General features: G+C 41.4%; 19 protein-coding genes. 4 read left to right on the forward strand and 15 right to left on the reverse strand.

Translation table 11 applies throughout. From position 1 onward, the window contains the following. Positions 1-170: 170 nt before the first annotated feature. From D8804_RS03895 to recJ, 15 genes are all read right to left on the reverse strand, one after another. On the reverse strand, positions 171-389 hold the full coding sequence (locus D8804_RS03895) for a rhodanese-like domain-containing protein (RefSeq protein WP_125398959.1): 219 nt from the start codon (positions 387-389) through the stop codon (positions 171-173). A 21-nt stretch (positions 390-410) separates the two neighbouring features. Next, positions 411-902 (reverse strand): prolyl-tRNA synthetase associated domain-containing protein, encoded by a 492-nt coding sequence (locus D8804_RS03900; protein WP_125398899.1) that lies wholly within the window; start codon positions 900-902, stop codon positions 411-413. Between the two features lie 12 nt (positions 903-914). Further along, positions 915-1,499, reverse strand: a complete 585-nt coding sequence (locus tag D8804_RS03905; RefSeq protein WP_125398900.1) for a uracil-DNA glycosylase family protein — start codon at positions 1,497-1,499, stop codon at positions 915-917. Positions 1,500-1,552: 53 nt separating this feature from the next. Continuing rightward, a complete protein-coding gene (gene pepV / locus D8804_RS03910; protein ID WP_125398901.1) occupies positions 1,553-2,953 on the reverse strand; it encodes a dipeptidase PepV in 1,401 nt (466 codons plus the stop codon). Between the two features lie 12 nt (positions 2,954-2,965). Continuing rightward, on the reverse strand, positions 2,966-3,571 hold the full coding sequence (locus D8804_RS03915) for a nitroreductase family protein (RefSeq protein ID WP_125398902.1): 606 nt from the start codon (positions 3,569-3,571) through the stop codon (positions 2,966-2,968). Between the two features lie 185 nt (positions 3,572-3,756). Beyond that, positions 3,757-4,281: a hypothetical protein gene (locus D8804_RS03920; protein WP_000720917.1), complete on the reverse strand. Its 525-nt coding sequence runs from the start codon at positions 4,279-4,281 to the stop codon at positions 3,757-3,759. 156 nt (positions 4,282-4,437) lie between these two features. Continuing rightward, positions 4,438-5,277 (reverse strand): metallophosphoesterase family protein, encoded by an 840-nt coding sequence (locus tag D8804_RS03925; RefSeq protein ID WP_125398903.1) that lies wholly within the window; start codon positions 5,275-5,277, stop codon positions 4,438-4,440. Beyond that, positions 5,267-5,878 carry a hypothetical protein gene (locus D8804_RS03930; RefSeq protein WP_125398904.1) on the reverse strand — a complete coding sequence of 204 codons (612 nt, stop codon included), beginning with the start codon at positions 5,876-5,878 and terminating at the stop codon, positions 5,267-5,269. Before D8804_RS03930 ends, D8804_RS03925 begins: the two co-directional genes overlap by 11 nt. 24 nt (positions 5,879-5,902) lie before the next feature. Continuing rightward, positions 5,903-7,726: an excinuclease ABC subunit UvrC gene (uvrC, locus tag D8804_RS03935; RefSeq protein WP_125398905.1), complete on the reverse strand. Its 1,824-nt coding sequence runs from the start codon at positions 7,724-7,726 to the stop codon at positions 5,903-5,905. Between the two features lie 101 nt (positions 7,727-7,827). Continuing rightward, positions 7,828-8,529, reverse strand: coding sequence for a M57 family metalloprotease (locus tag D8804_RS03940; protein WP_125398906.1), 702 nt, complete (start codon positions 8,527-8,529; stop codon positions 7,828-7,830). Between the two features lie 121 nt (positions 8,530-8,650). After that, positions 8,651-9,817: an aminoacyltransferase gene (locus D8804_RS03945; RefSeq protein WP_125398907.1), complete on the reverse strand. Its 1,167-nt coding sequence runs from the start codon at positions 9,815-9,817 to the stop codon at positions 8,651-8,653. A 4-nt stretch (positions 9,818-9,821) separates the two neighbouring features. Continuing rightward, positions 9,822-11,048, reverse strand: a complete 1,227-nt coding sequence (locus D8804_RS03950; RefSeq protein ID WP_125398908.1) for an aminoacyltransferase — start codon at positions 11,046-11,048, stop codon at positions 9,822-9,824. 232 nt (positions 11,049-11,280) lie between these two features. After that, on the reverse strand, positions 11,281-12,060 hold the full coding sequence (locus D8804_RS03955; protein WP_125398909.1) for an alpha/beta hydrolase: 780 nt from the start codon (positions 12,058-12,060) through the stop codon (positions 11,281-11,283). A gap of 68 nt (positions 12,061-12,128) precedes the next feature. Beyond that, positions 12,129-13,790 carry a ribonuclease J gene (locus tag D8804_RS03960; RefSeq protein WP_125398910.1) on the reverse strand — a complete coding sequence of 554 codons (1,662 nt, stop codon included), beginning with the start codon at positions 13,788-13,790 and terminating at the stop codon, positions 12,129-12,131. Positions 13,791-13,963: 173 nt separating this feature from the next. Further along, positions 13,964-16,186: a single-stranded-DNA-specific exonuclease RecJ gene (recJ, locus tag D8804_RS03965; RefSeq protein ID WP_185774025.1), complete on the reverse strand. Its 2,223-nt coding sequence runs from the start codon at positions 16,184-16,186 to the stop codon at positions 13,964-13,966. 176 nt (positions 16,187-16,362) lie between these two features. Here recJ and D8804_RS03970 point away from each other — a divergent pair, with 176 nt between their 5' ends. From D8804_RS03970 to D8804_RS03985, 4 genes are read left to right on the forward strand one after another with little or no spacing between them, the layout of a single operon-like run. Next, complete coding sequence (locus D8804_RS03970) at positions 16,363-17,121, forward strand: amino acid ABC transporter ATP-binding protein (protein WP_001229587.1); 759 nt, start codon at positions 16,363-16,365, stop codon at positions 17,119-17,121. Positions 17,122-17,131: 10 nt separating this feature from the next. Then, positions 17,132-17,926 (forward strand): transporter substrate-binding domain-containing protein, encoded by a 795-nt coding sequence (locus D8804_RS03975; protein WP_125398912.1) that lies wholly within the window; start codon positions 17,132-17,134, stop codon positions 17,924-17,926. Between the two features lie 12 nt (positions 17,927-17,938). Then, complete coding sequence (locus tag D8804_RS03980) at positions 17,939-18,616, forward strand: amino acid ABC transporter permease (protein ID WP_125398913.1); 678 nt, start codon at positions 17,939-17,941, stop codon at positions 18,614-18,616. 9 nt (positions 18,617-18,625) lie between these two features. Continuing rightward, positions 18,626-19,285, forward strand: coding sequence for an amino acid ABC transporter permease (locus D8804_RS03985; RefSeq protein ID WP_125398914.1), 660 nt, complete (start codon positions 18,626-18,628; stop codon positions 19,283-19,285). Positions 19,286-19,321 lie beyond the last annotated feature (36 nt).

Here is a 19,321-nt window from a genome sequence, read left to right on the forward strand (position 1 = left end):
AAAAATCTCCTTCATATTTCTAAAATACTGACCTAGTATACCATGATTAAGACTCTGAAAAAAGTATCCAAAATTAATCATTGAATGTTTTCAATATTTTTAAAAATAAGAATTATCTAAAAACAAATTTCTCCTACCTAGTCCACACCAAGTAAGAGAAATGCAAAATTTTAAAGATTTTCAAAGGCCGTCATGCCACCTTGAACATTGATGGCCTTATATCCATGCTCCTCCAAGAACTGGCAAGCACAAGCTGATCTCATACCTGATTTACAAATGACATAATGCAACTGCTCATTGTCCAACTCTTCTACTCCTCTCACATCTAATACAGAAAGGGATTCTTTCTGGTAAAGTTGGTAGAATTTGTCAAAAACAATTTCTTTCATCATTTCTTCTTTTTGATGCCTTTAACGCAAAGTTAAAAACTTATAGGTAAATCCAATCGACTCTAAAAATCGGAACAAGTCTTTGCTTTTGATAAAGATGGTCTTTTCATTAGTATTGGGATGGAAAGTCATGATATCCTCCGATACAATGTCCTTATCAAAATAAACTAGAATATCTTTTTCTTCATTATTTAACAAACCAAAAGGTGATACCGTTCCTGCTGGTAGGGTCATTTTCTCAGCCAAGGAGTCCAATGAGGCCATTCGAATCCGATCGGCTCCCACTTGAACTTTAAAGTCATCCATATCCAATCGTTTCTTGTCGTCCATGATGAGCAGATAGTACTGGGTTTTCTTTCTATTGGTCAAAAACATGGACTTAGTCCGGACTCCTTCCATTCCTTCAATATAGCTATCTGCCTGCTCTGTCGTAAATACAGGTGGGTGCTCCACCACATCAAAGGTAATTCCCAACTCTTGCAACTTATTAGCTACTTGTTGATAAGCATCCATAGTTTTTCTCCTTTATTGATGAATAATCTTTTGTACCAACGCTTTCAAATCTGGCAACACTTCTGACTCAAACCAAGGATTCTTAGCCATCCAGATTTGATTACGAGGAGAAGGGTGAACTAGAGGAAAATATTCTGGCAAATAGTCTTTGTAGTGTTTTACCCGCTCTGTTACCTTGCCACTGATTTTCTCATGTAAATAGTAGGCTTGGGCATACTGGCCAATCAAAAGGGTCAATTCAATATTGGGACATTCCTTGAGGAGTTGTGGGTGCCATTTTTCGGCAAAGCCTTTACGAGGTGGAAGGTCGCCTGATTTTCCATGTCCTGGGAAATAAAAGTCCATGGGAATAACTGCAAACAACCCTGAATTGTAAAAGGTATCTTCATCAACACCGAGCCAGTCTCGCAAGCGGTCACCACTTTTATCTTTCCAATAAAGACCTGCCTCCTGAGTCTTTAGACCAGGCGCTTGACCGACGATATTGATACGTGCTGTCTTTGGCGCTGCAAAGAGAGGCTCTATCCCCTGCTCTGTATAGCTTTTGTTTTGCGAATCTGCCATAATGGCTTGTTTGATCTTTTCGATTTGAGACATCTAGTTTTCCTCCAAAAAGAAGTCTAAGATTAGAATCTCAGACTTCTAAAGGCTTATTTGATCAATTCATAGATAGCTTCAGCATAGATTGCTGCTGCTCGGAAGAGATCGTCCAAGGCGATAAATTCATTGGCTTGATGCATGGTATCGATTGAGTCTGGGAACATGGCACCGTAGGCTACACCACGCTCTAACAAACGTCCAAATGTTCCACCACCGATGACTTGTTCGTGACCTTGAAGCCCAGTTTGTTTTTCATAGACATTCAACAAGGTTTGAACGAGTGGATCTTCCATTGGCACATAGTGAGGGGTGTGACCGTGTTCAGAAAGACTAACAGAAGCAACTGGCAAGTTTTCAAGAACTGATTTGATTTGCTCTGGGCTTGTTCCTTTTGGATAACGGAAGTTGAGGGCAATAGTATTGTCAGCACTTGCTTCGTCAAAGCGGAAAACACCTGCATTCATAGAAAGGGCACCCATCTTTTCATCCACATGAGCCACCTTGAGATTTTCACCCTCATGGTCGTTCAAGAGAATCTTACCAGCGATGTCTAGGTAGTCTTTGGCTGGACCAGCAAAGTCAAACTGGCTGAGGAAGAGGGCTAGGTAAGTCGCACCATTGACACCTGAAGCAGGCATAGCACCGTGGGCTGATTTACCAATGATCGTCACCTTGTACTGACCGTTTTCTTCTTGAATTTCTCCTCTAAGTTTGTGCTCAGCAACAAAGGCATCTAGTTTTCCTTGCAAGTCAGTCAGCTCGCCTGAAACGACTGCTGTTGCTGATTCAGGTACCATGTTTTCACGCAATCCACCTGTGAAGCTGTGAAGACGGGCTGCACCTGCATTTTCACCTGCAAAGTGAAGATATTCTGTGATATTTCCTTTTTCACCGTTGATGATAGGGAATTCAGCATCTGGAGAGAAACCGAAATCTGGTTTCGCAAGTCCTACATGTTCAAAGTAGTAATCCATGTCTGCCCAGCCTGATTCTTCGTCTGTTCCGACGATGAAACGAACTTTTTTAGAAGTTGGAAGGCCCAATTCTTTGATGATTTTCAAACCATAGTAACAAGCTGTTGTAGGGCCCTTGTCGTCAGATGCTCCACGCGCATAGAGGCGACCGTCTTTGATAGTTGGTGTGTAAGGATCTGTGTCCCAACCGCTACCAGCAGGCACTACGTCCATGTGGGCAAAGATTCCGAGAACTTCTTCTCCATCACCAAACTCAAAATGTCCTGCGTAGTTATCGACATTCTTAGTTGGGTAGCCATCGCGGCCTGCGATTTCAAGGAATTTTTCCAAGGCTTTTACTGGACCAGGCCCAAATGGATGTTCAGCATCCGCCTTGCTATCATCACGTTCTGAGTTGATTTCCAAAAGGCTAAACAAGTCAGCCAAGAGGTCTTCTTTGCGTTTTTCTACTTCTGCTGTAAAATCAATTGCTGTCATTTTTTCTTCTTTCTATCTTTTCTCAATGATTTCATCTACTGGCAAGCGGTAGCTTGGTTCCAATTTTTCGTCAGTGTAACCTACCGTAATCAAGAGTTCTGGGCGGAAACGGTCTTCGATGTTCAAAACCTCATTGGCTTTTGATTTATCAAAACCAAGGATAATGTTAGAACCGATTCCTTGATCTGTAAGAGCCAAAACCAAGTTCATAGCAACCAAACCTGCATTGAGGGCTAGGTAGTCGCTGACTTGTTGTTCACCGTAACGTGCAAACTCAGCAGGCAAATTTTTCATAAAGTATTGAAGTTGCTCTTCAGAAAAATTATTAGCACCGCCAACTCGGGCGATCTTACGGGCACGTTTGGCCAGGTCTGTATCGGTAAACAAGGCAATGGTTACAGGTGCCGATGATACCTGCTCAAAGTTCGAACCATAAGCCAATTTTGCCAATTCAGCATTTTTCTCACGAACGACCACAAATTTCCATGGCTGGCTGTTGTGGGCACTTGGTGCCAAGGTTGCAATTTCGATAGCCGTACGCACATCTTTGGGATCCACCGGCTTATCAGTGAAATGCTTAGTCGCATGACGTTTTTTATTTAATTCAAGAAATTTCATAATCGATTTCCTTTTCTAATTCTACTGCTTCCATTCTACCATATTTTGAAAGAGCTTGCAGGGATTTTTCATAGAGTTAGTACTTCTTTCAAACTCTCTGCTATTAATTTGGAGCTCTTTAAGTAGGTATCGCTTTAGATTTGAAGCAATCAAAAAGCAGGTGATCGAGCACCTACTTTCTTATATTATTGACCAGATGTATATGGAGCAATTGCTTTATAAGCAGCTTCCAGCGCTTTCTTCATTGTGTCACGTCCAGTTTTCAACTGTTGAACAAATAGAGTACGAGTTTGTTCTGGCACTACTGTATCATCAGAACCAATACTTGAAAGGCTTTCGTTAAATGACTCTCTTACAGTCTCCATAGACTTAAGCGCTGGTTCAACTTGGGCGTTATATGCTTCTTTTCCACTCTCTGGAATTTTTTCCCCAATTTCAACTGCATGCTTTTTATAATTGTCGACTAATTTGCCAAAGACTTTCTTCACATCTCCAACAGTTTTAGCATTGTCAATTTCTTCATCGGTGATCAAAACAACCTCATTATTTTCTGTCTTTGAACTAGACGTTGTTGATGAAGTCTCTGAAGAAGAAGTTTGTTCTACAGAGCTTGAAGTCTTAGTCGAAGAATCAGACGTTGTTTTCCCTGAACATGCTGCTAAAACAACAACAGATAAAAGAGCCATACTGGCTGTAATAATTTTCTTCATAATGTTCTCCTTTATATTAAGAATTAAGTTCATTGTATAACAAAATAATTTCAATGTCAAACTTTAGCTAAGCCATCTTTTCTTCCTTATCGTCTGACTCTCTTCTAAGCAATTCGGCTACCACCTCACTTCAAATTAAGGGCGCCCATTTTATTTCTAACTTTGCAAGAAATCAAAATAATCTTTTACATCCTCTACATACCCGTGCTTTTCGATTAAACTAGCCAAAAGTTCCAAATTGTGCCCCTGATAGTTGTCTTCTCGTCGTAGCTCTTCATACATTTCGATAAAGGGAAGCCCCTTGGACTTGGCCAATTCTAATTCCGCTTCATAGTCATAAGCAACCTTACGAAATTGGATATTGACCAATTCCCCATCTTCAACTTCAATTACAGCATACTGGGCACGGTGATTTTTTAACTTTTCCCAATTAAAATAAGGCATACCAATGGTACCTGGATTGATGATTTGTTGCCCTTGACTACCATAACGAAGCAACTGCTTGTGGACATGACCGTAAACTGCTACATCTGTCTCCTCATCAAGTAGTTGGTCAAATTTCTCCGTATCATTGTCAACCAGTAAGTCACTCCCATAGTTTTTGTCAGGTAAATTATGAGAAAGAGAAAAGTGCAGTCCGTCAACTTCTTTCTTTTCTAGCAAAGGTAAGCTTCGTAGCCAGACAATCGTTTCAGGATCCATTCGCTCCATCAAAAACTGGGTCATTCGCATGAGCTGGACTTCCTGTGGATCTTCTAAGCCATATTGCCCATCTAAAGCCTCAAGGATACAATCATCCCAATTGCCTCGAACACTTGCTGCAATAGGAAGTTCCTTTAACAGAGCGACCAAGTCATTTGCACCTGGACCAGGGAGGAAAACGTCTCCCATAAGCCAATATTCACTGGCTCCTTGAGTTTTAGCATCTGCAATTACTGCTTCTAAGGCTGTCGCATTGCCATGAATATCTGATAAAATTGCGATTTTATGGTTCATTGTGATCTCCTTTTTCTATTTCATCTAGCCAATTGTGAAACTCCCAACGAAGAGGACCTTCCTTGCCTATTTTTTGCCTCAAATGTTCTTGATATTGAAGATAGAAGGCGTAATCTCCCCAGCTACTCCACGCTTGAGAAGGTCTTTGGATACACAACTTTTTATTAGCCCTCTCTAACACGATGTTATCTATCGGTACGTGTAAAAAAGGAAAAACAGAGTCTAGAGGTACAACCTCAAGCATATACAGATACTTGAAAGTCATATTAATCCACTTTTGAGCATGACCATAAGTGAATCGAATCCCATTTGAGCGATAGCAATCTATCAGAACATCACAAGTCCTATGATGCCAACTATCAAAATCAGTTTGACACAACTTGTCCCGTTCCAAGAGATTTAAAATCGCTGCTTTGATACACTTAGAAGTCTGCTTTCTCATCTCCAAGCGCTGTTCATCTGGCATGCCATGAAATCGCAAGGTTCGATTAAAATCAAGATAGGCTCGAGTAGTTGCAGCTAAAAATAAATCTTTTGAATTCCCAAAGTAAGCAAATCGTAAAAAAAGGAGTATATCTCTGTCAATCTCAATCTTATTCATTTCTTCTACTTTCTATCAAGATACTTATTCTAATTCTTTTAATGGTTCCGCTACTTGAGTCAACTCCACTTCTTCCTGCGGGTTCAACTTCCTCTGAACAGCTTCTGCGACTGCTCTTGGTACCCCAACTTCGACAATCTCATCCACACTGGCTTCCTTGATTTTAGTTAGAGACTTGAAATGCTTCATAAGATTCTGCTTGCGTTTAGGTCCCAGACCATCAATGCCATCCAGTTGTGAAGAAAAAGAATTTTTCGAGCGCAGTTGACGGTGGAAGGTGATGGCAAAACGATGCACCTCATCTTGAATGCGTTGGAGGAGGAAAAATTCCTGAGAATTGCGAGACAACTCCACCACTTCCAGTGGATCTCCAAAGAGCAATTCATGGGTTTGGTGCTTGTCATTCTTTTGCAGACCTGCAATCGGGATATCCAAGCCTAGCTCTTCTTGAATGACCTGCTTAGCAATATTGACTTGCCCTTGTCCCCCATCAATGACAATCAAATCAGGAGGAGTCAAACCGTCTCGTTGAACTCGACCATAACGTCTGCGAATAACCTCTCGCATACTAGCATAGTCATCTGGGCCAACAACCGTTTTTATCTTGTACTTTCGGTAGTCTTTTTTACTCGGTTTGCCATTGACAAAGACCACCATGGCTGAAACAGGACTAGTTCCCATGATATTAGAGTTATCAAAGGACTCGATGCGAACTGGAGTCGGTATTTGGAGCAAGCGTCCCAGATTTTCAATAGCTCCTTGGGTCTTTTCAACAGATTTTTCTAGCAGATTGAACTTCTGCTCCAGACTAACACGGGCATTTTTTATGGCTAGATTGACCAGTTGTTTTTTCTCTCCACGTTGGGGCTTGAAAATCTTGGTATCCACCAAAGCCTTAACAGCTTCTTCATCGATATCCTGCGGAATCAGCACCTCATTGGGAACCAGGTGAGATTTTTCTTGATAAAATTGTCCCACATAGGTCAAAAAGTCCTCATCTGGATCATTGTAATAAGGGAAGAGGTTGACGTCGCGCTCGATGAGTTTGCCCTGACGGACAAAGAAAACCTGGACACACATCCAGCCCTTGTCCACATAGTAGCCAAATACATCCCGATTTTGGAGATCCTTGGCCATGACCCTTTGCTTGGTCCGAAGTGTTCCAATCGCCTGAATCAGGTCACGGTATTCCGCCGCACGTTCAAACTCCATACTTTGAGCTGCCTTTGCCATCTTACCTTTGAGGTCATCAATGATTTTGTTATCCTGCCCTTTTAAGAAGTCGGAAACCTCCTGAGCCATAGACTTGAAGTAGGCCTCATCCTTCTTACAGATAGTGTGGGCCATACACTGGCCGATATGGTAGTAAAAACAAACCTTAGACGGCGGATTGGTACACTTACGAAAAGGGAAAATCCGATCCAGTAGTCGCTTGATTTCATTAGCTGCCCCCACATCTGGATAAGGGCCAAAATACAGACCACCGTCCTTTTTGACCTGACGGGTGATGATAAGCCGTGGATAGCGCTCATTGGTAATTTTGATAAAAGGATAGGACTTATCATCCTTGAGCATGATATTGTACTTGGGCTGATTTTCCTTGATAAGGTTGATTTCCAGCAGGAGTGCCTCAATATTGGACTCAGTGACGATAAATTCAAAATCCATAATTTCAGACACCAGAGCCTCTGTCTTGGTATCATGACTTCCACGGAAATAGGACCGTACGCGATTGCGCAGATTTTTAGCCTTTCCTACATAGATAATAGTGCCATTTTTGTCTTTGTGAATGTAGCAACCAGGGCTGGTCGGCAAGAGCTCTAGTTTTGATTTGATCAAGTTATTCATAGTTCCATTATAGCAAAAAGCCTGTAACAGGACGAACAAAAAGCCCCACCAATCGCTTGATGGAGGAGCTTTGATTTCATTTCGGATTGCACTGACTTCATCTAGTCGCTACTGGTATAGAGTTTTTGAACAGCTGTCACATCCTGGGGCTGAATCCCATAGTAGGAACCTGCCGGTTGCATGACAGAGGTTTCGTTGGTGTGATCCAATCCGATGGCATGTCCCAGCTCATGTTCCGCCGTGTGCACGATCCTTTCATAAGAATAACCATAGTTTGGATTGGATAGATAATAGTGATTCAGGCGAACTGTTACAGATATAAATTGATTGGTCAACAAATTGGTTTGACTCTCAGCTTGACCGGCTACAGCTGTCGATCCATCATTCATCTCACTTGCCACAATATCTGCCTGGCTAGGATCCGCAATCACCTCAAAAGTAAAGGCTCCCGTTTGATTCCAGTTTTTTATGGCTTCTGTATAGGCACCTTGGAAGGTCTCATCCATTTGAGGTTCAATATAGATACGAGCTGAGGCCTGAGCCCACTTGCCTTCTGCATGTTGGTGACTGTCTGTCTGAGACAAGACTTCCAGCGTTCCCGTTTCCTGCCATTGATTCCAGTCACCTTGACCAATCTGGCTCATTTTTTCAACCTGATTGACCGCAGAATGAAAATCACCTGTCAGATACCATAGCACTCCAAAAGCAAGGAGAACGATGACGACCAAGGTCCAGACCAGACGCCAGAAGAAACGCCAAATGCCCAAAAGAAATCGGAAGAATAATCGAACAATCCAGAACATGACACTCCACCTTTCATAAAAATAAGAATCTATCTTAAAATCGATGGTCTCCCATAATCAAGATAGATTCTCTATTTTACTCAAAAAAACTGAAAGAAACCTAAACACTGACTCTTCAAACTCAACGTCTTAATAATTTCTTTAACAATTGAATACACTTATATTTCAATGGAGATGGATAATAACGAAATGTTCCAGCCTTACGCACAATATAGCCATTAAAATTTTGTTTAAAACGCAAAACGCCATCGCTTCCATCAAAAATCCCTTGAATACCTAGGAAGTTGTATCGATGGATGTTTCGTTGCATTGTCTGCTTCATAGCATGATATTGAAGTAAAAATGGAGCTGAAAACTTCTGGTACTCTGCATATGACCCCCCAAACAAGTAAGTTGCCTCTGTATTTGTGTAGATTATTAAAGCACAAGCTAAAACAACATTGCCAGAGTCACTATCCAAGCTAGTTAGAAAATCTTTTTTCTTTTGTAAGGCTTGATATTGCTGGTAAAATTGTTTCGACTTCTTGTCAAGACTAGCCATCTTCACATTTAAAGCATCTATCGACTGTTGCATATTGACTTCAGCAATTAGAAAATTTGCCTTATCTCCAAACATATCATACAATTTAAAATAGTAATCTAAATTCTTATCCTCAAAACCTTGTCTTTTACCTGTTTCTTCGATAATTTTTTTGAATGTTGGTATTTCTTCCCGTTCTGCATTTCGAACAAGAAGATTAAAATCAAAAGCTGATTGAATGTTGCGAATACTATTTTTATTAAAAGATTTCAATAAGGAAACAGCATCATAATCTTGCAAATCTTTGATGTAATGCCAGCTGATTTCTCCATTAGGATAACCTGTTGTCAATCCATCAAATTGATACCCTAAATCAGTCAAACCTTGAATAATACTTTTTTTCTCAGCATCTATTGGATTACCTTCACTATCAAAAGTTTGATAAGTTTCATAAGGTTTTACAACCAACTCCAATGCACCATTTTGTTTTGCATATTCCTTTAAAGCAAAATAAAATTCTGAAAGAAACTCTTTTTTAGTATAGATTGGACCAGAATTGATTTCCATATGAAATCCACCTAACATCGGTAAGCAATAAACTAGAGCAGCAACCTGAATTTCTCCTTTCTGTTTTAAAGAAAGGTAAGTTACTTTAGCTCCCCTTTTTTCTAGCAAATTTCCCATCTGGACAGACTGCATAAAAGAACGACAAGAAACCTGATCAGAATAAGCCTGAAAATCCTCTTTCGTGAGTGTAATTAGTACCATATACTTACTTTCTATGTTTTTTTCTTAATGTTTTACGAAGTTGATAAAGATAGTTAGCCAAATGATACAAAAAATTTACTGGCAGAGTGAACTCTCCAATATATTCTTGAACAACAGGACTAAAGTTAGATTTAAAATCAGTCAATCCATCATCTAAAGTACCTTCAATACCTCCCATATTAGCCCAAATTTTACCATCTTGATACGATTCCTCAAACACTTTTGGATAAAGAATATATTGAGGGTAAAACTTTTTAAACCTATCGTCCATTCCAGCATAAAGCATTTCAAGTGTATTACCAAATGACACAGAAAGTATCCCAGCTATAACTATTTCTTTTGGATATTGTTGAACAAGTTTTTCAAACTCTACAATATATTTTTCAATAGATTTTTCCTGCTGTTTTAGTTTGGTTAGACGCTTTTTTTGATGCTCGCCTGTTTCAGCTAAATCTTTTTTTATCTGGGACAACTGCTCCTTATACTTTATCAGACGATCCGGAAGGTTAATCTTCGCTAGATGTAAATAGGCATCATCTCCATAGATTTCCATTAATCTTTGGAAATATTCCTGATTACGAAGTGCAACATTCTTCCGACGTTCTGTAAAAGATATAATAGTCCCAAAATCTGATATATCTGACAAGGTCCCTCTATATGTAACAACACCTCTGTTTATAGCATCTTTCATTAACCTCTTGGTATGCTTTGGAAAATCCGAATCTACCCCTTCTTTAAGTATTCTATTAGCCTGATAACGTGGTTGTATTGTTTCAGCCATAGCTTTAGTTCTACCAGACCATTGGCAATTGGCAGATTTTAAATTTTGAATAGCTTCTATAGTTGTCCTACTGTCAGTAAATTCTTTAGAAGATTTGTCAATAGGGTATTGTTTTAAGATTAGAGACGGATCAAACTTAATAAAAACAGACCGTCTACAAGACCCAAATTGTTTTAAACTTTTCATCACAAATTTTACCAAGTCCTTATCTTGATAATCCATTATTGGCCCTCTTGGAATATACATCATAGTGTAACCAAGTGGTAATTTTTTTATAAGAATACTCGCAACAGCTACCAATTCTCCATTTTTATAAAAACCTAAACGCTCATTCCCCCAATTATCTTTTATCTTTGCCCAAGAACTACTCTGTAACAGATTAACTTGTGGGTGTTGAATAACGAATGTATCATGCTCTTCTTCAGAAATTCCTATTTTATAATCAAACATCTGTCTCCCTTTCTTTTAGCACCTACTTAATTAGTATAAATTAATTCACTATTACTAATTCATATACTATGTAAATATTCATTGGAATACTAGTTTTCTTGATAAGATTCTCTCTTTCAACTAGTATCTCTCTACTATTCTACTACTTTCGTTTGAAAAGTCTAGCGAAAACTGACTTCCATCATTATTTTTAAGCCAAAAACAACTATAAATATTGGTTCATTTATAAAAACTAACTCAGTCTCTCTTCTAATTTGAAGTTAATTGGTAAAGTAGCTAAAAAACGCTCCAATTGTTTTTCCCAGTAGTACCACTCGTGCTTACCTGGACTATGACTATAGGTCACCTCAAAGCCTAGTTTTTTGAGGTTTTTCACTGCGAGATTATTGGCAGAGTAGAGATAGTCTTGTTCGCCACACCAAGCCCAAAGTTTGGGTTTTTTATCCGATTTCGCAGCGATAGTTTCAAGCGAATGAGGACTGGCTGTCCAGTCTTTAATCTCTCCAAAAACTCCTCTCCAGTAGGCAAGCGATCCCAAATCCTGACTTTCAGGAGAGAATTCTTGAAAACTGAGCGCACCAGAAAAACTAGCCGCATGAGAAAAACGATTTGTCGCTAGAGCGAGTTTGAAGGAACCATAGCCACCCATGGAGAGACCTGCTATGAAGGTCTTTTCTCGCTTGCTGGTCATATTGGGGAAGAAACGTTTCATAACCTGAGGCAACTCTTCTGCTAGAGCAGTAAAGTAGTTGAAACCATACTGGGTATCGGTGTACCAGCCATTGCTAGTATTAGGCATGATAACAATAAGATTGGTTCCGCGCAACAAGCGTTCGACATTGGTACGCTTGAGCCAGCTATTTTGGTTTCCTGACATTCCGTGCAAAAGATAAAGGACAGGAATATCTGTACAATCTGGTTCAGTCACCCGACTGGCATCCGGATAGAGTACGGTAACGCCCCACTCCATATCCAAAACTTCTGAGTAATACTCAATATTCATAACTGCCATGGTTTTCTCCTTTTACTATTCTATAAGAAAAAGCCGAATTTCGACTTTTTCTGTAGGTATTCTGCTTATTATTTTGCTTCCATCACGACTGGCAAGATTGCTGGGCGACGCTTGGTTTGATCAAAGAGGTACTTGGTCAGATTGTCGCGAACCTTGCCTTTGAGATCTGCCCAATCAAAATCATCACCTTGAAGATACTCTTCTACCGTTTGGTTAATCAATTCTGAGCTTTCACGGAGAATGTCGCGGCTCTTCTTGAGATAAACAAATCCACGCGTATGGACGCGAGCCTTAGCCACAATTTTCTTCTCACGACGGTTGACAGTGATCGCCACGATAAAGATTCCATCCTCTGACAAGACCTTACGGTCACGAAGGACGACATTTCCAACATCTCCGATAGCATTTCCGTCAATCAAGACATCACCTGCAGAAACTGCTCCAGCTGGGACAAAGTCTCCATGTTCATAAGACATGGTCGTTCCCTTTTTGGGGATGAAAATGCGCTCTGGCAACATCCCAACTGCCATGGCAGCCTTGGCATGCGCATCCAACTCACGGTATTCCCCTTGGATAGGGAAGAGGTAGTTTGGTTGCAAAAGATTGATCATTAACTGCAAATCACGCGCATTCCCATGTCCGGACACTCGCAAGCTTTGGGTAATGAGTTTCACCACACCACCAGCTTGGTAGATCATATTTTCCACACGCGCCATGACGGCTTCTTTGGCGATAGATGGAGTGGTTACGATATAGACCAAATCCCCATCTTTGATTTCCACATAACGGTGGCGGCCGACAGACATCTTACGAAGTCCATTGATAGGCTCACCCATACGGCCAGTCTCAAGGATAATCAACTCATGGTCTTCAAAACGAGACATTTCTTTGGGTTTGATTAACAGACTTTCATTGGCCAAAGACAATTTTTTGAGACGAATCGCTGTTCGGACGATATTTTCAACATCAAATCCAGTCAGAACAACTCGGCGACCTGTATCTGCAGCCGCATCAAAAACCTGCTGGATACGAGAGAGGTTGCTGGCAACAGCTGCAACGATGATACGACCTTCCCAGTCCGCAATGGTCTGGGTAATTTCCTCTCCAACTTCACTCTCGCTCGCCACTTGGATATTGCTGTCTGCATTCGCCGAGTCACTGAGAAGAGCTAGGACTCCCTCACGACCAATCTCAGCCAGACGGCCAAAATCCGTCGCATAGGATTTACTAGCCGTCTGGTCAAACTTGAAGTCACCTGTATAAACAATGCTGCCCTTTGGAGTTTTCAAGACGACTCCCAAACTTTCTGGGATGGAGTGAGTTGTACGGAAGAAGGAAACCACAGTCCCTCCAAAGTCAATCTCCGTATCCTCATCAATCACATGGAAGTCATTGAATTTCTTAACCGTATCATTTCCTTTGACAAAGAGTTTTGCCAACTCGATGGTCAACTCAGAACCAAACACAGGCACCTTAGCCTCTGCCAAAAGGTAAGGCAGAGCCCCAATGGCATCTGCATGTCCGTGGGTCAAGAAGACCCCAGCGATACGATCACTATTTTCAAAAAGGTATTCCATATTTGGAATGACGACGTCAACCCCAAGCTGTTCATTTTCAGGGTATTTAAGCCCCGCATCCAAAACAAAAATTGAATTGCCAATCTCAGCAATGTACATATTTTTCCCGTTTTCTCGTACACCACCTAGTGTTGTTAAACTGATATTACTCATTTTCCCTCCGAAACTTAATTTATCTTGATTATAGGATAGGTTTACCCTCTTATTCTAAAAGTTCTAAAACTTTCAGCCGAATCTTTTCCTACCATTATACCATTTTTTTGATGATTTTCAAAATGAAGATTTGCTTCCAAAAAAGAGCTGGTTGCCCAACTCTTTCCTATTCTTTAGTTTTCTTCCATCAAAAAATCATACATTTCTTGCACTGTCCCCAGCGCCATCACTTCTTGGTCTTTAACGGTTTGTTTGAGATTTTGGTAAATCTGACTTTCTCCTATCTCCCGCTTGGGTGCTTCTTTGTTCACCTTCATGACACCATCTTTGATCATCACAAAACCTAGCTCTTCAAATACTTGAATCATCTTGACCAGCAAGATTTGTTGGATATTGAGATAAGCCGCCAAATCCTTGAGTTTATAGCGAATATCAAACTCTGGGAACTGGTAAATGGTCTTGTACAATTTGGCAAACTGTTCTCTAGTTCCATAACCTGTCAGATAGTAGGCCTTGTCAATGTCGTTTTTGAAATAGACAGCAGAGAAGTGCTGTTCTTGAAAAACGGTCTTCAGCAAGGTAATATCCTCAGGAATGGTTTTCACAACCACAGCATCACTGGTCGCTAATTCTGGTAATTCTCCAGCAAAGTCCAAGACTGGAACCCCTTCTGGCAAGACTGCATTCTTCCCGCGAATATTAAAGAGTTGAACGCCTTCCACACGCGCATCTACCATCATCAACTGGAGGGCAGTTTGGCCATTCCATTGATTGACAGACAGGGTGACTGCCAATTCTAGGTTTTTTGTTTGAGCAAACTCTGTCGCCCATCTGCCTTGTCCGAAGGCTACCACTTCAAAACTCGCCTCACCCTTGGAAATTTTTAGTTTGAGGTGGGCATTGCCTGCTCCCATGGTACGGGCACTTTCGACCTGAAAATCCTTGATATAAAAGACCGGTTTCTGATTATCCATTCCAAAAGGCGCCAAGCGCTCAAAGCTTTTGACCGTTTCCAAGCTAAGCGTCTCCAAGTCTAGCTCTTCATCTAGATTTAACTTGTTCTTACCACTAGCATCTGCGCCTTTTTCACGGACATAGTCTTCCAAGACCTGAGATAAATCTGAAAGTTTCTCAACTTCCAGCGTCATTCCTGCTGCACCAGCATGGCCACCGAATGCGATAAAGAGGTCTCGATGGGGATCCAAGGCTTCAAAAATATCGACCGCTTCCACACTACGAGCACTACCCTTGGCACGACCGTCCTCTATATTGAGAACGATGACTGTCTGCCCTAGTTCTTCCAACAAACGACCAGCAACGATACCCAGAACGCCAGGATTCCAGTCTTCCTTGGACAAAACCTGGACCTTCTTCTCAGGATCCACCATGGTCTTGGCTTCTTCATAGATAGATTGGACGATTTCCTTACGTTCTTCATTTTTCTGATGAATCATGAGGGCAATCTCATGAGCTTCCTCGTCGTCAAATCCAGTCAACAAATCAATGGCAGGATTGGGATCATCCAAACGCCCCAAAGCATTTAAACGAGGAGCAATCTGGAAACCAACCGTTTCTTCTGTCACTTCATTAGCAGAAATCCCAGCCATTTCCAGCATTTCTTGCAAGCCAATACGCTGAGTATGCCCCAGCATTTCCAGACCATATTGAACCAAGATACGGTTCTCATCCGTCAAGCTCACCATATCGGCAATGGTACCAATAGCAACTAAATCAAGCAATTCCACTTGTACTTCCTCTAAAAGGGCACAAGCCAGCTTGAAAGCCACTCCACAACCAGCCAAATATTTGAAAGGATAGTCCGCATCTGGATGCTCAGGATGAACGATGGCATAAGCATCTGGCAAGGTTTCAGGCATAGAATGGTGGTCGGTCACAATAACATCCACTCCCATAGACTGGGCTAGTTCAATAGCCTCGTGACCTGCAACTCCATTATCCACCGTCACAATCAAGGAAATTCCCTCTTGCTCGATAAAGTATTTATAGACACTGGCATTGGGACCATAGCCATCGGTAAAGCGATTTGGCAGATAAACACGGCACTCGGCGCCAAGCTGTTCCAAACTTTCCTTAACAATAGAAGCTGAGGTCATGCCATCCGCATCGTAGTCTCCATAGATGAGAATATTTTCCCCTTCTTCAATGGCCTGACGAATCCGTTCCACTGCCTTATCCATATCATGGAGCAGATAGGGGTCATGCAAGTTCTCCAAAGAAGGTTCTAAAAACTTCTTTAGACTTTCTTCATCCTGAATCCCTCTTTCAAATAATAACCGAGCCACCTCAGGACCCAGTCCAGCCTTCTTGGCTATCTTTGTAAAATCCGCATCTTCAACCTGTGGGGCAAACTGCCATTCATAAGTAGGAGTTATCAAAAAGACATCCACTCTTTCTAAGAATTCTATCGCTTCATTATAACATGATTTAGGCTTTTTCTCTATCCTGATTGCTTTTTTATAAAATTTTAGTGAATTTTTTCAGATATGATTTGACAAGAACATTCTTTTGGTGTAGAATCATGTTATAAAATCTAACACAAAGGAGATCTCTCATGGCTTTAGTAGAATTTAAAAACGTCGAAAAATATTACGGAGACTACCACGCACTCCGCGACATCAATCTCCGTTTTGAAAAAGGGCAAGTTGTTGTCCTCCTAGGCCCTTCTGGTTCTGGGAAGTCCACTCTTATCCGCACCATCAATGGTTTGGAGGCTGTAGACAAAGGAAGTCTTCTAGTCAATGGACACCAAGTAGCAGGCGCTAGCCAGAAAGATTTGGTGCCTCTTCGTAAGGAAGTCGGCATGGTTTTCCAGCATTTCAACCTCTATCCACACAAAACAGTGTTAGAAAACGTGACATTAGCACCCATAAAAGTTCTAGGAATTGATAAAAAAGAAGCTGAAAAAACAGCCCAAAAATACCTGGAATTTGTAAACATGTGGGACAAGAAAGATTCTTATCCAGCCATGCTATCTGGTGGACAAAAACAGCGGATTGCCATCGCACGTGGTCTCGCTATGCATCCTGAGCTCCTCCTCTTTGATGAGCCAACATCTGCCCTTGACCCTGAGACTATCGGAGACGTTCTAGCTGTTATGCAAAAACTGGCACATGACGGGATGAACATGATCATCGTTACCCACGAAATGGGCTTTGCCCGTGAAGTTGCTGACCGTATCATCTTTATGGCCGATGGAGAAGTTTTGGTGGATACGACAGATGTCGATGACTTTTTCGACAATCCAAGCGAACCTCGTGCCCAGCAATTCCTCAGCAAAATTATCAACCACGAAAGTGATAAAGTCAAATAAGGAGGCACCTATGAAAAAGAAATTCTTTTTATCCGCATTATTAATTAGCCTTTTCAGCCTTGTTGCTGCCAAACCAGTTCAGGCTGACACCAGTGTCGCAGATATTCAAAAGAGAGGCGAGCTAGTTGTCGGTGTGAAACAAGACGTTCCCAATTTTGGCTACAAGGATCCCAAGACAGGGACTTATTCTGGTATCGAAACCGACTTAGCCAAGATGATTGCAGATGAGCTCAAGGTCAAGGTTCGCTACGTTCCTGTTACCGCTCAAACCCGTGGCCCACTTCTTGACAATGAACAGGTCGATTTGGATATCGCGACCTTTACCATCACAGAAGAACGTAAAAAACTATACAACTTCACCAGTCCCTACTATACGGACGCTTCTGGCTTTTTGGTCAATAAATCTGCCAATATCAAAAGCATTGAAGACCTAAATGGTAAAACGATCGGAGTTGCCCAAGGTTCCATCACCCAACGCTTGATTACCGAACTAGGTAAAAAGAAAGGTTTGAAGTTTAAATTCGTAGAACTTGGTTCCTATCCAGAATTGATTACTTCCCTTCACGCTCACCGTATCGATGCCTTTTCCGTGGATCGCTCTATCCTGTCTGGCTACACCAGTAAACGAACAGAACTACTAGATGATAGTTTTAAACCATCTGACTACGGTATTGTTACCAAGAAATCAAATACCGAGCTCAACGATTATCTTAATAACTTGATTACAAAATGGAGCAAGGACGGTAGTTTGCAGAAACTCTATGACCGTTACAAGCTCAAACCATCTAGCCATACCGCAGATTAAGGAGGACACCCCATGACAGATTTATCATCTTGGACAGCCTATTTTCAGGATTTTGGACAATTTTTCAATGGTTTCCTCTTCACTCTTGCCCTAGCTATTGGATCCTTTATCCTAGCTATGGTCTTAGGAATCATCTTTGGAGTCCTATCAACCAGCAAACATCAAATTTTAAGGATTTTGGCTCGTATCTTTGTCGAATTTTACCAAAACACTCCCCTCTTAGTACAGTTTGTCATCGTCTTTTATGGTTTGCCTCTTATCAGTGACCACACCATCATGATTCCGATTTATTGGACAGCTGTTCTCTGCGTGGGACTCTATCACGGTGCTTATATCGCTGAGGTTATTCGTTCAGGGATTCAGTCTATTCCTAGTGGTCAGATAGAGGCCGCCTTGTCTCAAGGTTTTACCTATATCAGTGCCATGCGCTTGATTATCTTGCCTCAGGCCTTCCGTATCATTCTCCCTCCTTTGACCAACCAAATCGTTAACCTCATCAAGAATACCTCTACAGTCGCTATCATCTCTGGAGTAGACTTGATGTTTGTGACCAAGTCTTGGTCGGCTCTAAACGGAAACTACATCCCTGCCTTTCTAGGTGCTGCCCTTCTCTACTTTGCCCTTTGCTTCCCTGTCGCCCAGTTTGGTCGCAAGATGGAGCAAGCCAATAAAAAAGCCTATTCACTTTAGGAGGTTACTATGGAATCTATTTTAGAAGTTTTGACCCCAGATAACCTAGTCTTTATCTTTAAAGGCTTCGGCTTGACCCTCTACATTTCTCTGATTGCTATCGTCCTCTCTACACTTATCGGTACAGTTCTAGCGGTCATGAGAAATGGGAAAAATCCTATCTTGCGGATTATCTCCAGTATTTATATCGAGTTTGTACGTAACGTTCCCAACCTTCTCTGGATTTTCACCATCTTTTTGGTGTTTAAGATGAAGTCCACACCAGCTGGTATTACAGCCTTTACCCTCTTTACCTCAGCAGCCCTGGCTGAGATTATCCGAGGTGGTCTCAATGCCGTGGACAAGGGCCAGTACGAAGCAGGAATGTCGCAAGGATTCACTTCAGCCCAAATCCTCTACTACATCATTCTCCCACAAGCGATCCGTAAAATGCTGCCAGCGATCATTTCTCAGTTTGTAACCGTGATTAAGGATACCAGTCTTCTATACTCTGTTATCGCCCTACAAGAGCTCTTTGGCGCTAGCCAAATTCTCATGGGACGCTATTTCGAGCCAGAGCAGGTCTTCAGTCTTTATATCCTGATTGCCCTCATCTACTTCAGCTTTAACCTAGCGATTTCAAGCTTATCCCGCATGCTAGCCAAACGTTGGAAGCAAGCCGCAGAATAAAAATCAGCTCTCCTTAAGCATGGAGAGCTATTTTTT

The sequence above is a fragment of the Streptococcus oralis genome (assembly GCF_003944215.1).
GTDB lineage: Bacteria > Bacillota > Bacilli > Lactobacillales > Streptococcaceae > Streptococcus > Streptococcus oralis_BI.

Coding starts and splice junctions, on each gene's coding strand:
- uvrC (WP_125398905.1), bottom strand. CDS start 7,726: ATGAATAACTTGATCAAATCAAAACTAGAGCTCTTGCCGACCAGCCCT.
- D8804_RS03895 (WP_125398959.1), bottom strand. CDS start 389: ATGAAAGAAATTGTTTTTGACAAATTCTACCAACTTTACCAGAAAGAA.
- pepV (WP_125398901.1), bottom strand. CDS start 2,953: ATGACAGCAATTGATTTTACAGCAGAAGTAGAAAAACGCAAAGAAGAC.
- D8804_RS03920 (WP_000720917.1), bottom strand. CDS start 4,281: ATGAAGAAAATTATTACAGCCAGTATGGCTCTTTTATCTGTTGTTGTT.
- D8804_RS03975 (WP_125398912.1), top strand. CDS start 17,132: ATGAAAAAGAAATTCTTTTTATCCGCATTATTAATTAGCCTTTTCAGC.
- D8804_RS03985 (WP_125398914.1), top strand. CDS start 18,626: ATGGAATCTATTTTAGAAGTTTTGACCCCAGATAACCTAGTCTTTATC.
- D8804_RS03930 (WP_125398904.1), bottom strand. CDS start 5,878: ATGAATAAGATTGAGATTGACAGAGATATACTCCTTTTTTTACGATTT.
- D8804_RS03980 (WP_125398913.1), top strand. CDS start 17,939: ATGACAGATTTATCATCTTGGACAGCCTATTTTCAGGATTTTGGACAA.
- D8804_RS03905 (WP_125398900.1), bottom strand. CDS start 1,499: ATGTCTCAAATCGAAAAGATCAAACAAGCCATTATGGCAGATTCGCAA.
- D8804_RS03945 (WP_125398907.1), bottom strand. CDS start 9,817: ATGGTACTAATTACACTCACGAAAGAGGATTTTCAGGCTTATTCTGAT.
- D8804_RS03960 (WP_125398910.1), bottom strand. CDS start 13,790: ATGAGTAATATCAGTTTAACAACACTAGGTGGTGTACGAGAAAACGGG.
- D8804_RS03915 (WP_125398902.1), bottom strand. CDS start 3,571: ATGAAATTTCTTGAATTAAATAAAAAACGTCATGCGACTAAGCATTTC.
- D8804_RS03950 (WP_125398908.1), bottom strand. CDS start 11,048: ATGTTTGATTATAAAATAGGAATTTCTGAAGAAGAGCATGATACATTC.
- D8804_RS03900 (WP_125398899.1), bottom strand. CDS start 902: ATGGATGCTTATCAACAAGTAGCTAATAAGTTGCAAGAGTTGGGAATT.
- D8804_RS03970 (WP_001229587.1), top strand. CDS start 16,363: ATGGCTTTAGTAGAATTTAAAAACGTCGAAAAATATTACGGAGACTAC.
- D8804_RS03940 (WP_125398906.1), bottom strand. CDS start 8,529: ATGTTCTGGATTGTTCGATTATTCTTCCGATTTCTTTTGGGCATTTGG.
- D8804_RS03955 (WP_125398909.1), bottom strand. CDS start 12,060: ATGGCAGTTATGAATATTGAGTATTACTCAGAAGTTTTGGATATGGAG.
- D8804_RS03925 (WP_125398903.1), bottom strand. CDS start 5,277: ATGAACCATAAAATCGCAATTTTATCAGATATTCATGGCAATGCGACA.